Source organism: Flaviramulus basaltis (genome assembly GCF_900114265.1).
Lineage (GTDB): Bacteria > Bacteroidota > Bacteroidia > Flavobacteriales > Flavobacteriaceae > Flaviramulus > Flaviramulus basaltis.
Genome location: NZ_FPKV01000002.1, coordinates 1,212,328 through 1,228,444 on the forward strand (window position 1 = coordinate 1,212,328; position 16,117 = coordinate 1,228,444).

At 31.3% G+C, this 16,117-nt stretch carries 12 protein-coding genes; 9 read left to right on the forward strand and 3 right to left on the reverse strand.

Annotated elements, in window-relative coordinates:
* The 3 genes from BT151_RS11970 to BT151_RS11980 all read right to left on the reverse strand — a co-directional run bounded on the left by BT151_RS11970 (position 1) and on the right by BT151_RS11980 (position 4,357).
* Complete coding sequence (locus BT151_RS11970; RefSeq protein ID WP_072402456.1) at positions 1-846, reverse strand: ABC transporter permease; 846 nt, start codon at positions 844-846, stop codon at positions 1-3.
* Between the two features lie 256 nt (positions 847-1,102).
* The gene (locus BT151_RS11975; RefSeq protein WP_072402459.1) at positions 1,103-3,562 is read right to left on the reverse strand and encodes an exopolysaccharide transport family protein; all 2,460 of its coding nucleotides are present in this window, start codon (positions 3,560-3,562) and stop codon (positions 1,103-1,105) included.
* A 9-nt stretch (positions 3,563-3,571) separates the two neighbouring features.
* Complete coding sequence (locus BT151_RS11980) at positions 3,572-4,357, reverse strand: polysaccharide biosynthesis/export family protein (protein WP_072402461.1); 786 nt, start codon at positions 4,355-4,357, stop codon at positions 3,572-3,574.
* Between the two features lie 102 nt (positions 4,358-4,459).
* Here BT151_RS11980 and BT151_RS11985 point away from each other — a divergent pair, with 102 nt between their 5' ends.
* From BT151_RS11985 to BT151_RS12025, 9 genes are all read left to right on the forward strand, one after another.
* Positions 4,460-6,322 (forward strand): ABC-F family ATP-binding cassette domain-containing protein, encoded by a 1,863-nt coding sequence (locus BT151_RS11985; protein ID WP_072402462.1) that lies wholly within the window; start codon positions 4,460-4,462, stop codon positions 6,320-6,322.
* An 8-nt stretch (positions 6,323-6,330) separates the two neighbouring features.
* Positions 6,331-7,104 carry an O-methyltransferase gene (locus BT151_RS11990; RefSeq protein WP_072402464.1) on the forward strand — a complete coding sequence of 258 codons (774 nt, stop codon included), beginning with the start codon at positions 6,331-6,333 and terminating at the stop codon, positions 7,102-7,104.
* A gap of 41 nt (positions 7,105-7,145) precedes the next feature.
* Positions 7,146-7,718 (forward strand): cob(I)yrinic acid a,c-diamide adenosyltransferase, encoded by a 573-nt coding sequence (locus tag BT151_RS11995; RefSeq protein WP_072402466.1) that lies wholly within the window; start codon positions 7,146-7,148, stop codon positions 7,716-7,718.
* Between the two features lie 172 nt (positions 7,719-7,890).
* Positions 7,891-8,112 carry a DUF2795 domain-containing protein gene (locus BT151_RS12000; protein WP_019387375.1) on the forward strand — a complete coding sequence of 74 codons (222 nt, stop codon included), beginning with the start codon at positions 7,891-7,893 and terminating at the stop codon, positions 8,110-8,112.
* A 161-nt stretch (positions 8,113-8,273) separates the two neighbouring features.
* Positions 8,274-11,630 (forward strand): preprotein translocase subunit SecA, encoded by a 3,357-nt coding sequence (gene secA / locus BT151_RS12005; RefSeq protein WP_072402468.1) that lies wholly within the window; start codon positions 8,274-8,276, stop codon positions 11,628-11,630.
* A gap of 174 nt (positions 11,631-11,804) precedes the next feature.
* A complete protein-coding gene (locus tag BT151_RS12010) occupies positions 11,805-12,815 on the forward strand; it encodes an SMP-30/gluconolactonase/LRE family protein (protein ID WP_084647937.1) in 1,011 nt (336 codons plus the stop codon).
* Positions 12,815-13,306: a gluconokinase gene (locus BT151_RS12015; protein WP_245794814.1), complete on the forward strand. Its 492-nt coding sequence runs from the start codon at positions 12,815-12,817 to the stop codon at positions 13,304-13,306. The genes BT151_RS12010 and BT151_RS12015 overlap by 1 nt, the downstream gene beginning before the upstream one ends.
* A complete protein-coding gene (gndA, locus tag BT151_RS12020; RefSeq protein WP_072402472.1) occupies positions 13,299-14,717 on the forward strand; it encodes an NADP-dependent phosphogluconate dehydrogenase in 1,419 nt (472 codons plus the stop codon). Before BT151_RS12015 ends, gndA begins: the two co-directional genes overlap by 8 nt.
* Entirely contained in the window at positions 14,707-16,044 is a 1,338-nt protein-coding gene (locus BT151_RS12025; RefSeq protein ID WP_072402474.1) for a GntP family permease, read from the forward strand. Before gndA ends, BT151_RS12025 begins: the two co-directional genes overlap by 11 nt.
* Positions 16,045-16,117: the final 73 nt, after the last annotated feature.

Sequence of the window (16,117 nt, forward strand, 5' to 3'; positions counted from 1 at the left end):
TTAAGCACTTAAACGTTCAACAATGATAGGAATTGATATTCTATAAAACATCAAGGCTATAAAAAACAAAGCAACACTAATTAAAAAAATCCAAAAAAAATAGCCCAAATATTCAGTTGCAGTTCCAAAAGCAAGATCTCTACAAGTAAGAATTAATGCAGTAAAAGGATTTATTTCCATAATGGCTTTCATAATTCCTTCTTTAGGTATAATATATACTACTGGTGTTACATACATTAAAAAACTTAAACCCATTCTTATTATTTTAGCAATATCATTATAAATCAACCCTATTGGAGTCATGAATAGCCCTATTGTTGTACCAAACAAAACACAAATGGCTATTGCTAGAGGAAACAATAACAACGACCAATGAAACCCAATACCAAAAATAAAAATGAAGATTACTAATAGTACTATTTTTATAGTACTGTTAAAAAATAGTTTATAAATACCAGATAAAACTAAGGCTTCTTTCGGAAAATTTATTTTTGTTATAATACCTCTTGCTGCGTTAGTGCTACTAGAAGGGGAATTGATTGATTCTGTTATTATAGACCAAATTAAAGTTCCTGAAAAGGCATAAATAGGATAAGGTACACCTGTATCTGAAATCCTTATGGTTCCTGTTAAATTTAAAATAATCCAAACTAGAGCCGAAGTAACTGGCGTAATAAATGCCCAAATAATACCCAAATATGATTGCCTGTATTGTGACCTAACATCCCTAATAGCCAATTGTTTAGCTAAAAAATGAGAGCCAAACAAATCTTTTATGCTTTCTTTTAATTGCTTAGTTAGTTTTAGACTATTTTCCTTTTGGTATATTTTGGTTTCAAGTTGCATTCTTTATATCTAAACTACTTTTATTTATATTTTAAAATTTTAATTGATGAAACTCTTTATTTCAAGATAACGGCAAAACTTTCAGAGTGAATTTTTATTACTTCTGCTCCATATTAATTACCTTCTTATAGTATAAAATAAACTACTCATCTTTTTTTTACGATAAAAAGTTAATCCCAAAATTGCTATTTAGAGACTAATTCTGATTGTTAATTAACAATATTTATCTTGATAAAAGCCTTTCCTGTATTTTTTGTTAATTTATTTTAAAGCTCCTCCTCAATCTACTTAAAAAATCAACTTTTTGTTTACCATCATCATTGTATCCATTTGCATAACTTCCGTAACCGTAGCCATAACCATAACCGTAACCATAGCCATAACCGTATTTTCCTTTTTGATTATAACCATTGTACACAAAACTTATATTTTTAATTTCTCCTTTATTGTATTTATCATTTACGAGACTTATCATGCCTTTTTTAGTGTAATCTTGTCTTACAACATAAATAGAGGCATCTACATATTCTGTGAGCTCTAATGCATCTGCCACTAATCCTACTGGTGGAGTATCTAAAACAATAAAATCATAACATTTTTTTAAGTTCTCCATTAAACTATCCATATGTTCACTCATTAATAACTCAGATGGATTTGGGGGTATTGGCCCAGATGTAATAACATCTAAATTAGGCACTTTTGTTTTTTGAATCACTTCATCAAATGATTTCTGCCCAATTAAATAATTAACAACACCTATGTCATTTTGAATCTCAAAATCCCCAAATATCTTTGGTTTCCTTAAATCTAGACCTACTAGTATTGTTTTTTTTCCGCTCATAGCAAAAACAGTAGCAATATTTATTGAGCAAAACGTTTTTCCTTCACCACTGACAGATGATGTCACCATAACTGTTTTGGTACCATCTAAACTATGTTTTTTATAAAAATACTGTAAACTAGAACGTATGGATCTAAATGCTTCAGCTATAGTTGATTTAGGCTTCAAGTGTACAATTAAGTTATTTTCCAAATTATTCTTTCCAACAACACCTAATAGAGGAATACTAGACAAATTTTCTAAAACTTGTGGATTATGTATTTTATTATCTAAAAAAGTTATCAAAAACGCCAGTAATAACGGGGGCAATATACCACCAATTACAGCAAATAAATACCTAGAGCTTAACTTTAAATCTATCGGTATAGCGCCTGTATCTTTAGCTTTATCAATAATCAAAATATCAGATACACTTGCAGATTTAATAATATCGGCTTCACCTCGCTTTGCTAAAAACATATTATATGTTTGTTCACTTAGTGAGTATTGCCTTTGTATATCAAATAATTGTTGTTGAGCCTTTGGCAGCTTTTTTATTTTAGCCTCTTCAATTCCTATTTTAGAATTTGTAGATTGTAGATCCCTTCTTAATTGATTGGTTACTGAACTAATATTCTCTGCGAGTACTTTTTTCAAGCCATCTATTTGTCTATTAAGATCTGTAAAAATGGTAGCGTCTTTTCTTACGGTAGATCCATATTTTGATTTTTGTACAGACAAGTCATTAATCTTACCTATATTAGAAAGTATATTGGAATCGTCTATACCTGCTACAGCCGGTGCAGGCACATCTGTGAATGTATCACTTGTTTCTAAATAAGTTTTCAAACTCGCATAATAAGCTAGTTTTCTATTAATATTATCTTTTTCTAATTCTAATGATGTTAGTTTATTATTTATTGCTAAACTCTCATTATTCAAGTTAAATATTTTGTTTTTTTGCTTATAATTATTTAGTGAATCTGCATTTAAAGTTAATTGAGATTTCACACGATCTAATTGCTCATCAATAAATTTTATAGTGTTCGTAACAAATTGATTTTTTCTGTTAAGCTGATCTTCACTTAAGACTTCAATAGTTTCATTTAAATAGTCTACAATCTTAGCCTTGTTTACATCAACCATACTTAAATTTAATATGGCTGAATTTCTTGGATTATCAATATTTAAACTCGCTCTATATTTAGAAACAACCGCATCAAAATCATTAAACTGAATATAATATTCTTCTTTTGACAATACTTTCCTATCCTTTTTAACAGATAAAACACTATTCATAAAAGGAAGTTGTATTGTATCCCCTATGTTAAATTCTCTTTTGAATTCTCCGACATTAACATCTAAATTAGATTTGTTTTTACTAGTAAAATTTTGAGTTGTAACTATCTTTGATTCAAAATTAATAGAAATCTGATATTTATTATTTTCAAGAAAAGTGATTCTTATAGGTCTGTTTAATAATTGATTTGTATTAGGTATTAAATCAATCTTAAAAGGGGCATAAGTATAAATATCGTCCTTTCTAAATCTTGACTGTTTTAAATAAGTAATATAAAACTCAAGATTATCAACAACATTCTCATGTATAGATCGGGATTTTAAAGAATTCATGATAGTTTGAACCTTCCCAGAAACTCCACCCCAATTAAATGTTAAGCTTGTTGTTGATGTAAATAACGGGTTAGACTCCTCTTCGATAGAAATCTGAGTCCCTAATCTATAGGATTGTTGCTTACGTATATTTTGTTGGTACACAATAAAAACGCTTAACCCTATAAATAACACAAACAACTTCCAATAACTTAAAACCCTAATTACAAAAGCCTTAATATCAAATGTTGACTTTGATTCTGAAACATCAAATTCTTCTTCCATATTATAAGCTTAAAGATTTTTTGTTAAAAAATAAGTAGAGACTAGTACCGATAAAATAGAAGCAATTGTAGTTAAATTTTGTATTGCTGTTTGTCCTGCTCCAATGGCTTTACGCTTTAATGGCTTAACCAAAATAATATCATTAGGTTGGATATAATAAAACGGAGATTGCATAGCTTTAATATCGGTTAAATCTATATGGTGAATTTTTTGACCATTAGGATATTGTCTTATCACCAAAATATCTTTTCTATCTCCTGTTTGTGAAATATCACCAGCATTTGCCAATGCTTCAATTATATTTACACGGTCTTGATACAAAATATGCACACCTGCCCCTATTTCACCTACTGTAGTGTATTTTAATCCTGATAATTTAACTGTAACAAAAATTTCAGCAGATTCCTTAAAATATTGCTTTAAAAGTTCACTTTCTACTTTATCTTTAATTTCATCAATTGTAAAACCTAACACATTAATTTTTCCTAAAATAGGAAACTCAATATTCCCATGTAAATCTACAGTGAAACCACTAAAATAAAGCCCGCCTTGGGAAGATCCATTTCCACTTTCAACTGGATTAAATATACTAACAAGCTCTGGATCTAAAGCTTTTACGTTTATACTTAGTATATCATTAACTTGTACCCGATAGGGTTTAGACAACTCTTTAATAGAAAGAGTATCACTACCATTTACTCCTTTATCTTGCAAATAAACAAGGTCCTTATTTGTAATACATGATACAAACACCATATTTAAAATTACTAAAACAACAAGAAACCATCTCTTCATATACCTAGATTCATTTCTCACAAATATAAGTTTTCACGTTGAACAATAAAACATATAACAGTATTTTTGGTTTTTTATACGTTATTTGCAAAAAAATATACTTTGAATTATTTAACAGTTGAAAACATATCAAAATCTTACGGAGAGCTAATTCTTTTTGAAGATATTTCTTTTAGTGTTCATAAAGACCAAAAAATAGCCTTTGTCGCCAAAAATGGTACAGGTAAAACTTCCATATTAAATATTCTATCTGGAGATGACCAAGCAGACTCTGGAAATGTCATATATAGAAAAGACATAAAAGTTTCTTTCTTATCTCAAGACCCAAAGTTTGATGAAAATTTAACCATTGAAGAAACTATTTTTGCAAGCGACAATCCTATTTTAAAAGTGATTTCAGACTATGAAAAAGCACTTTTAAATCCAAATGACTCAGAAGTATATCAAAAAGCTTTTGAGGCGATGGAACGTCACCAAGCTTGGGATTTTGAAACACTTTACAAACAAATTCTTTTCAAATTAAAACTTGAAGATTTAAGTCAAAAAGTAAGTATACTTTCTGGTGGGCAAAAAAAACGTTTAGCATTAGCTAATGCGCTAATTAACAAACCAGATTTATTGGTTTTAGATGAACCAACAAACCATTTAGATTTAGAAATGATTGAGTGGCTAGAAAGTTTCTTTACTAAGGAAAACATTACCCTTTTTATGGTAACACACGACCGTTTCTTTTTAGAGCGTGTTTGTAATGAGATTATAGAATTAGACGAAGGCCAACTTTACAGTTACAAAGGAAATTATTCTTATTATTTAGAAAAAAGAGAAGCCAGGATTGAGCAAGAAGCTGTCGAAACTGGCAAAGCAAAACAACTTTTTAAAAAGGAGCTAGATTGGATGCGTCGTCAACCCAAAGCGCGAACTACCAAATCTAAATCTAGAATTGATGATTTTGCCGATATAAAGCATCGTGCTCACCAACGCAGAAACGATCATGAAGTTCAGCTAGAGTTAAACATGGAACGTTTGGGAAGTAAAATTCTAGAGTTCCATAAAGTATCCAAATCCTTTAAAGATAAAACTATACTTGATGGATTTAATTATATGTTTCAAAAAGGGGAACGTATTGGAATTATTGGAAAAAACGGTACAGGTAAAACCACTTTTCTTAATATTTTAACCGAAACTTCAAAACCAGATTCTGGTAAAGTTATAAAAGGTGATACCATAAAATTTGGCTATTATACACAAAGTGGTATCGATATAAAACCAGAGCAAAAAGTTATTGATGTTATTCGAGAATTTGGTGATTATATTCCGCTTAAAAAAGGACGCCAAATTAGTGCGCAGCAGCTTTTAGAACGTTTTTTATTCAGTAGAAAAAAACAATATGATTTTGTTGAAAAACTAAGTGGCGGAGAGCGTAAACGTTTGTATTTATGTACCATTTTAATACAAAATCCTAATTTTTTAATTCTAGATGAGCCTACAAACGACTTAGATATTGTTACCCTTAATGTACTTGAAAGTTTCCTTTTAGATTTCCCAGGATGTATTATTGTGGTATCACACGACCGCTATTTTATGGATAAAGTAGTAGATCATCTTTTTGTTTTTAGAGGCGAAGGTGTGGTTGAAGATTTTCCTGGAAATTACACCGATTATAGAGTTTACGAAGATAGCCAACCTGTAATTTCAAATGTTTCTGAAGACAAAAAAGAGAAACAATCTTGGAAACAAAATGAAGCTAAAAAACTATCTTACAATGAAGAAAAAGAGCTAAAAAATATTGAAAGCAAACTCAAATCATTAGCTTTTGACAAAAAGGAATTAGAAAGCAAGTTTCATAATCCGGATTTATCTCAAGACAAAATCAATAAGTTATCCGAAGATTTACAAAAAATAATAGATACCATTGAAGCTAAAGAAGAACGCTGGTTTGAATTGTCGTCTAAATTGGAAGATTAATTATTAAAATGTTTTATCAAATTGCTCAATACATAAAATTTCTTTTAAAGTCTACCAACCACCATGGTGTACACTCTCCTTTTGTTTACAACTTAATAACTAAATGCTTTTACGATAGAAAAAATTATGATTCCTACAAACTTCTTTTAAATTACAGAAAAGCGCTTTTAAAAAACAAAAGTATAATAAAAGTAACCGATTTAGGCGCAGGCTCTCAAGCAATGAAACAACAGGTACGTAAAGTTTTAAGTATTGCAAAAAATGCTGGCACTACAAAGAAAAGAGCGAAACTCCTATATAGGCTTACAAATTATTTTAAACCTGAGAGTATTTTAGAACTCGGTACATCTTTAGGTATTGCCACACACGCTATGAGTTTAGGAAACCCAAAAGCTAATATCACCACTATTGAAGGTTGCCCGAATACCACAAATTTCACAAAAGATTTTTTTAAAAAATTTAATGTAAATAATACTAAACTGATTAATGGAGATTTTAATGATGAAATTAATAAACTAACCTCAAACAAATACAATCTTATTTTCTTTGATGGCAATCACCAAAAAGCCCCTACTTTAAATTACTTTGAAACTTTATTAGAAACAACACGCAACGATTCTGTTTTTATTTTTGATGATATTTACTGGTCTAAAGACATGACTGAAACTTGGGAAACCATAAAACAACATCCAAAAGTTACTGTTACAATTGACACTTTTTTTTGGGGGCTTGTTTTTTTTAGAAATGAGCAAGTAAAAGAGCATTTTATTATTAGAGTTTAAAACTTTTGCCTTTTCACTTTTTAACTTCTAACTTCGTAATTATGAAAATCTACACTAAAACAGGAGACAAAGGCACCACTACATTATTTGGTGGTACACGCGTGCCTAAACATCATATACGTATTGAAAGCTATGGAACTGTTGATGAGCTAAACTCTCATTTAGGTTTAATTCGCGATCAAGACATACATCAAGATTATAAAAATTCACTTATTCAAATTCAAGAAAAACTATTTATTGTTGGTGCTATTTTAGCAACAGACCCTGAAAAAGCAATTCTAAAAAACGGGAAAGAACGTTTAAATATTGAAAAAATTTCTACTGAAGATATTGAACTTTTAGAAAAAAAAATGGACACCATGAACGATGCATTACCTCCTATGACGCATTTTGTGTTGCCTGGCGGACACCAAACCGTGTCATTCTGTCATATAGCCCGCTGTGTTTGCCGTAGAGCAGAACGTTTAGCTTCTGCGCTTAACGATTTAGAACCTTTTGAAGCAAATGCCTTAACGTATTTAAACCGTCTTTCTGACTATCTTTTTGTATTGGCACGAAAGTTGTCTTACGACTTACAAGCAAATGAAATTAAATGGATTCCTGAGAAGCAATAGCTTCAATTAAATCCAAATAAAAAACTGCTATTATTATTAACAAAGCACCAATAAATTTCAACTGTTTAGAGCACAAAAGAATACGTTCTTAAAATTAATGATTAAATAATTCATTTTTTTCTTGTCTGTTTAAACTAAAAATTTATTTTTGCAAAAAATTAAACACAAAGAAATGTATTGGACATTAGAATTAGCATCTTATTTAAGTGATGCGCCTTGGCCAGCAACAAAAGACGAGTTAATAGATTACGCTATTAGAACGGGAGCTCCTTTGGAGGTTGTTGAAAACTTACAGTCAATTGAAGATGAGGGTGACTCATACGATTCAATTGAAGAAATTTGGTCAGATTACCCAACAGACGAAGATTACCTCTGGAATGAGGATGAATATTAATAAAGCATAAAGAAAAGTTAAAAAGTCTCGTATTGAGGCTTTTTTTTTGGTCTAATCTTTATAAAACACATAACAAAATGTATCTTTGAGTGCTTTTTTAAAGCAACAAAAATCAAACAAAAACCCTAGGACTTTCCTAGAATAACATAAAATACACACCCATGAATTTTTTAAATTCTGTACTAAAGGTATTTGTTGGCGACAAATCGAAACAAGATGTTAAAGCCATTTCACCTTTAGTTGATAAAATTAAAACCTTTGAAGCTGCTTTAGAAGCCTTATCGCACGACGAATTAAGAGCTAAAACTGCTGAGTTTAAAGCAAAAATCGCCGAAGCAAATAAAGCTATTGATGAAGAAATAGCTAATCTTTTAGAAGAAGCAGAAAACACTGAAGATATTGATAGGCGTGAAGATATTTATCAAGACATTGATAAACTTAAAGATGATGCTTATAAAATTACCGAAGATGTTTTAAACGATATTCTACCTGAAGCTTTTGCTGTGGTAAAAGAAACTGCAAAACGTTTTGTAAACAATACTTCCATTAAAGTTACTGCAAATGAGTTTGATAGAACTTTATCTGGAGAAAAAGATTATGTTGTTTTAGAAGACGACAAAGCCCTTTGGGCAAATTCTTGGGATGCTGCTGGGAAACCAATCACTTGGGACATGGTACATTATGATGTTCAACTTATAGGTGGTATCGCGATGCATCAAGGTAAAATTGCCGAAATGCAAACAGGTGAAGGTAAAACATTAGTAGCAACCTTACCTGTTTATCTAAATGCATTAGCCGGAAAAGGTGTGCATTTAGTAACAGTAAACGATTATTTAGCAAAACGTGATAGCGCGTGGATGGCTCCAATTTTTGAGTTCCACGGGTTAAGTGTAGATTGCATAGATTACCACCAACCAAACTCTGCGGCGCGTAAAAAAGCATATAATGCAGATATTACTTACGGAACAAATAACGAATTTGGCTTCGATTATTTACGTGATAATATGGCGCATAATCCAGACGATTTGGTTCAACGCCCACATCATTATGGTATTGTAGATGAGGTCGATTCTGTGTTAGTTGATGATGCTCGTACACCATTAATTATCTCTGGTCCTATTCCAAAAGGAGACCATCATGAATTTAATGATCTTAAACCAAAAGTTGACGATATTGTTTCTGTACAACGTAAATATTTAACAGGCGTATTAGCTGATGCAAAAAAACTAATCAAAGAAGGAGACACTAAAGAAGGTGGTTTCCAACTACTTCGTGTTTATCGTGGTATTCCTAAAAACAAAGCACTTATTAAGTTTTTATCTGAAGAAGGTGTTAAGCAGCTACTTCAAAAAACTGAGAACTTTTACATGCAAGACAATAACCGCGAAATGCCTAAGGTTGATGCCGAATTGTACTATGTAATTGAAGAAAAAAATAATCAAATTGAATTAACCGATAAGGGTATTGAATATATATCTGGAAAAGATAATCCAGACTTTTTCATCTTACCAGAAATCGGTATTGAGATTGCAAAAATTGAGGACAAAGGACTTCCTAAAGAAGAAGAAGCAGATCTTAAAGAAGACTTATTTAAAGACTTTGGAGTAAAATCTGAACGCATTCACACTTTAAATCAACTTTTAAAAGCTTATGCTTTATTTGAGAAAGACACACAATATGTGGTGATGGAAAATAAAGTAATGATTGTTGATGAGCAAACTGGTCGTATTATGGATGGTCGTCGTTATTCTGACGGTTTACACCAAGCCATTGAAGCTAAAGAAAATGTAAAAATTGAAGATGCTACTCAAACTTTTGCAACTGTAACACTTCAAAATTACTTTAGAATGTACCGCAAACTTTCTGGTATGACGGGTACAGCGGTTACTGAAGCTGGAGAATTTTGGGAAATCTATAAATTAGATGTCGTTGAAATTCCAACTAACAGACCTATTGCTCGTGATGATAAAGAAGATTTAGTTTATAAAACAAAACGCGAAAAATATAATGCTGTTATTGATGATGTTACAAAATTAGCTGAAGCAGGTAGACCAGTACTTATTGGTACAACTTCGGTTGAAATTAGTGAGTTACTTGGTAAAATGTTAAGCATTCGCAAAATACCACATAATGTATTAAACGCGAAACAACATAAAAAAGAAGCAGAAATTGTTGATGAAGCAGGTAGAAAAGGACAAGTAACTATTGCTACTAATATGGCTGGTCGTGGTACCGATATTAAATTATCTGATGAAGTTAAAAAAGCAGGCGGTTTAGCAATTGTTGGTACAGAACGTCATGATTCACGTCGTGTAGACAGACAGTTACGTGGTCGTGCTGGTCGTCAAGGAGATCCAGGAAGCTCTCAATTCTATGTGTCTTTAGAAGATAATTTAATGCGTTTGTTTGGTAGTGAGCGTATTGCAAAAATGATGGATAGAATGGGATTAAAAGAAGGCGAAGTAATTCAGCATTCTATGATTTCAAAATCTATTGAACGTGCTCAGAAAAAAGTTGAGGAAAATAACTTTGGTGTTCGTAAACGACTATTAGAGTATGATGATGTTATGAATGCGCAACGTGAGGTTGTTTACAAACGTAGAAAACACGCTTTACATGGTGAACGTTTACGTGTAGATTTAGCTAACATGATTTTTGATACCTCAGAAGGTATTGCTGAAACTAATAAAGGTGCTAGCGACTTTAAGAATTTCGAATTTGAATTGATTCGCTATTTCTCAATGAGTTCACCAATATCTGAAGCAGAATTCGGAAAATTATCTGCTCAAGAAATCACATCAAAAATATACAAAGCAGCATTTGACCATTACAAAGAAAAAATGACGCGCAATGCTGATATTGCTTTTCCTGTAATTAAAAATGTTTATGAAACGCAACGCGATAAATTCAAACGTATTGTGGTGCCTTTTACAGATGGTGTTAAAAGTTTAAATGTAGTTACAGACCTTGAAAAAGCCTATGAAACTAATGGTAAACAACTAATTACAGATTTTGAAAAGAACATTGCACTAGCTATAATTGACGATGCTTGGAAAACTCATTTACGTAAAATGGATGAATTAAAACAATCTGTTCAATTAGCGGTTCATGAGCAAAAAGACCCTTTATTAATTTATAAGTTTGAAGCTTTTGAATTATTCAAGTCGATGATTGATCAAGTTAATAAAGAGGTTATTTCATTCTTATTTAAAGGTGAATTACCTCAAGAGACTCAAAACACAATTCAAGAGGCTAGACAAGTGCGTCAAAAAGAAAATTTAAAAACGCAAAAAGACGAAATCCCTAATTTAGACGAGCGTTCTGCACAGAATAGAGCTGCAGGAAACACACAACGCCAACAAGAAGTGGTTGAGACTATTGTACGTGATAAACCAAAAATTGGTCGTAACGATCGTGTTACGATTAAGCATGTTATTAATGGTGAAAACAAAACCGTTAAATATAAACAAGCTGAACCTTTATTAGCAAAAGGTGACTGGGTTTTGGTTGAAGATTAACAAATTACTGCGAAGGCAGAATCTTAATATTAAAAATCCTGATAGTTAAAACTATTAGGATTTTTTTATGTCTTAAAACCAAGAATAATCATTTTTGATAAAATAATACTACAAATAGAAAATTTAAGAAAATGGATATTGTTTTTTTTAACTAATTTTATAAAAACAATACCAATGACCACTAAATACAATAAGACCACCAACATTCTCCTTGTTTTTTTGCTTACATTAATTTTAACTCAGTGTAATTCCAATAAGAAAATAGACAAGACTATTGGTGAAAATAAAACTGTCGTAAACGAACTTAAAAACAAAGCGATTTTAGAATTTGATATAAAAGCTCAACTTGGAGAAGGTGCCATTTGGAATCATGAATCTCAAGAATTATATTTTATAGATATTGAAGGGATGAAGGTACATATTTACAATCCTAAAACTAAAACCAATCGTTCCATAAATACTCCATCAAGAATTGGCACTATTGTACCTATAGATTCAGAGAAATCCCTAGTAGCCTTGCAAGATGGTATTTATACTTTAAACATAAATACAGGAGAATTCACCTTACTTTCTGATGTAGAATCTGAAATAACATCAAACAGATTTAATGATGGAAAATGCGATCCATCAGGCAGATTTTGGGTAGGTTCTATGGAACTAAACACCAAACCTTATGCAGCAAATCTATATATGATTAATGCAAAAGGTGATACTACTTTAAAACTAGATAGTATCTCAATTTCAAACGGTATTGTATGGTCTAATGATAAAAAAACCATGTATTACATTGATACTCCAACTCAAGAAATTAAGGCTTACGATTATGAGGATTCCACAGGAAATATTACAAACCAAAGAATTGCTGTTAAGATTGCCGATTCGCTAGGAAATCCAGATGGAATGACCATTGACGAAGAAGGCATGCTTTGGGTTGGTATGTGGAGTGGCAGTTCGGTAACACGCTTTAATCCAAATACCGGAAAAATGATTTCACAAATTAAAGTTCCTGCTGCAAATGTAACGTCTTGTGCTTTTGGCGGCAAAAATTTAGATACACTTTTTATAACTTCAGCAGCTTTATATATGTCTGAAGAAAATCAAGAAAAATATCCACATGCTGGCGGTTTATTTAAAGTTGTTCCTGGTGTAAAAGGTATAAAAAGCGATTTTTTTAAAGCAGAATAATGATGATGATTATAATTATGGGTGTTAGCGGTTGTGGAAAAACTACTGTTGGAAAATCATTATCAGAAAAAATAAATTTACCATTTTATGATGCTGATGATTTTCATACTGAAGCCAATATTGAAAAAATGAAAAACGGTCACGCATTAACAGATGACGATAGAAAACCTTGGCTCGAATCATTATCCAACCATATTGAAAAATGGGAATTAAATGGAGGTGCTATTTTAGCTTGCTCTGCATTAAAAGAAAAATATCGTGCTATTTTAAGTTCTAAAATTAAAACTATAAATTGGGTATATTTATCTGGTTCATTTGATGTTATAAAAACTCGTTTGGAACAAAGAAATCAACATTACATGAAATCAACTTTATTAACGTCTCAATTTGATACACTTGAAATACCACAGTATGGATTGCACATTCCAATTGAAAAACCTGTAAAAGACATTATAACAACTATAACTTCTAAATTAAATTTAAATGAATAAATCAGAATTTGGAGTTATTGGCCTTGGAGTCATGGGAAAAAGTTTAAGCCTAAATATTGCCGAAAACGGTTTTAACCTTTCCGTTTACAACAGAAGTGAGGGAGATGAAGCGAATGTAGTAAGTGATTTTTTAAGTAAAAATGAAAGCTTTCAAAATATTTCTGGATATACCAATATTGAAGCCTTTATTACTTCCATTGAAAAACCTAGAAAAATTTTAATGATGATAAAAGCTGGAGCTGTTGTTGATGCTGTAATCAATCAATTAACGCCTTTTCTTGACACAAATGATATTCTTATTGATGGTGGAAACTCTTATTTTTTAGACACAAAAAGAAGACACGAAACGCTACAAAAAAAAGATATTCATTATATAGGCTGTGGGATTTCGGGAGGTGAAGAAGGTGCTAGAAAAGGGCCTTCCATGATGCCTGGCGGCAATATAGATAGTTATAAATTAGTTGCTCCTATCCTTGAAACTATATCAGCAAAAGACAAAAACAATAAACCCTGTTGTTGCTTCATTGCAAATGATGGTGCTGGTCATTTTGTGAAAATGATTCATAATGGTATTGAATATTCCGAAATGCAATTACTTGCAGAGCTTTATGGTATGATGTCACTTACAATGACAAATGAAGCTATTTCAGAAGTATTTTTAAATTGGAATAAAACCAGTTTATCAAGCTATTTATTAGAAATTACCGCAGAAATCTTAGTTGCAAAAGAAGACGATAATTATATTATTGATACTATTTTAGACAAAGCAGGAAATAAAGGCACAGGAAGTTGGTCAAGTAAATTAGCTTTAGAAATTGGCATTCCAACTACAATGATGACTTCGGCTGTTTTTGCTCGTTATTTATCATCTTTTAAAGAAAAAAGAGAATTCCTATCAAGGAGAATTTCCTCAGAAAACTCAGACCAAAACATACCAAACATAACCATTCTACAACATGCTTATCGTTTTGCAAGAATTATAAACCATCAACAAGGTTTTGAAATTATTACTGAAGTTGCTAAAGAAAATGATTGGAATATTAACCTATCCGAATTATCTAGAATTTGGACTAACGGTTGCATTATTAGATCTGAACTTATGCAACAAATCTCAGGATTATTTAAATCAAAAAATGATTTATTTGATGATGATTTCATCCTTAACACTTTAAAATCTTCAGAAACTTCAATAGCTGAACTCCTTAAATCTGCTATATCAAATCGTGTGTCTTTAGACACCTTTTGGTCTGCATATAACTATTGGGTTTCCATGACTACTAGAAGACTACCTGCAAATATTATTCAAGCGCAACGTGATTATTTTGGAGCGCATACCTACCAAAAAATTGACGATAATTCTAGTCAATTTTATCATACTAACTGGACTAAAAACATAAATAGTGGACTATAATTTAATATTAGCCTTAATAATCGGGATAAGCGTACTCCTTTTTTTAATCATCAAATTAAAATTACACGCTTTTATAAGTTTATTAATTGCAAGTATTGTTGTAGGCATTGTTGCTGGCATGCAACCAGAGGAAATGATGAAAACCATTCAAACCGGAATGGCAAATACATTAGGTTTTGTTGCCACAGTAGTTGGTTTAGGCGCCATGTTTGGAGCCATATTAGAACATTCTGGAGGCGCAAATATTATTTCTAAAATGATGCTAAAACGCTTTGGTGTAAAAAAAGCACCCATTGCCATGGTAATTACAGGATTTATAGTCGCGATTCCTGTATTTTTTGAGGTAGCATTTATTTTATTAGTTCCTATGATTTATGCTTTACAAAAGCAAACAGGTAAGTCACTTTTAACCTTTGCTATACCACTTTTAGCAGGTTTAGCAGTTACTCATGCTTTTATTCCTCCTACTCCTGGCCCAATTGCTGTTGCCGATATTATTGGTGTAGATTTAGGTTGGGTTATTCTTATTGGAGCTATTGTTGGTTTGCCAACAGCGATTATATGTGGTTTGTTTTTTGGAAAATATATAAGTAAAAAAATATTTGTTCCTGTACCTTTTGAATTTGATACTGAAGAGAAAACAGCTTTAACTCCAAATTTCTCAACCGTTATAACTATTATTTCTGTTCCTATTTTTTTAATCTTATTAAATACGTTTATAAGTAGTGAGATAATTCCGGTGTCTTCAGCAAAAATTATAAAATTTATTCAATTAATAGGTCATCCGTTTTCAGCTTTAATTATTGCAAATATTTTAGCTTGGTATATTTTAGGAATTAGGCAAGGTTTCACTAAAGCACAATTATTAAAAATCACCATGAAATCTATGGAACCTGCTGGTATGATTATATTGGTAACTGGTGCAGGTGGTGTATTTAAACAGTTTTTAGTGAATACTGGTGTTGGACAAATGTTAGCAGAAAGTCTTGCAGGCGTTGGGTTTCCTGTGCTCGTATTTTCGTTTATTATTGCTGCTTTAGTAAGAGTTACACAAGGGTCTGCAACTGTCGCTATGATAACGTCTGCTGGTTTGGTTTCACCTTTATTGGCTCAAATGAATTTTGGGGATTTTGATTTAGCCTGTATAGTAATTTCAATAGCTGCTGGTTCTTCAATTTTCTCTCATGTTAATGATAGTGGCTTCTGGCTCGTTAATCAATATTTAGGATTAAGTGAAAAAGACACTTTTAAAAGTTGGACCATGATGACTACAATTTTAGCTTTAGTCGGCTTCGGTTCTGTATGTATTTTATCGGCTATATTTTAGTTTTTTGATTTTATTAAATAAGTATCTAAAAAAATATTTGAATTCTAAAAAACACTAATTTTGTTTAAAATTT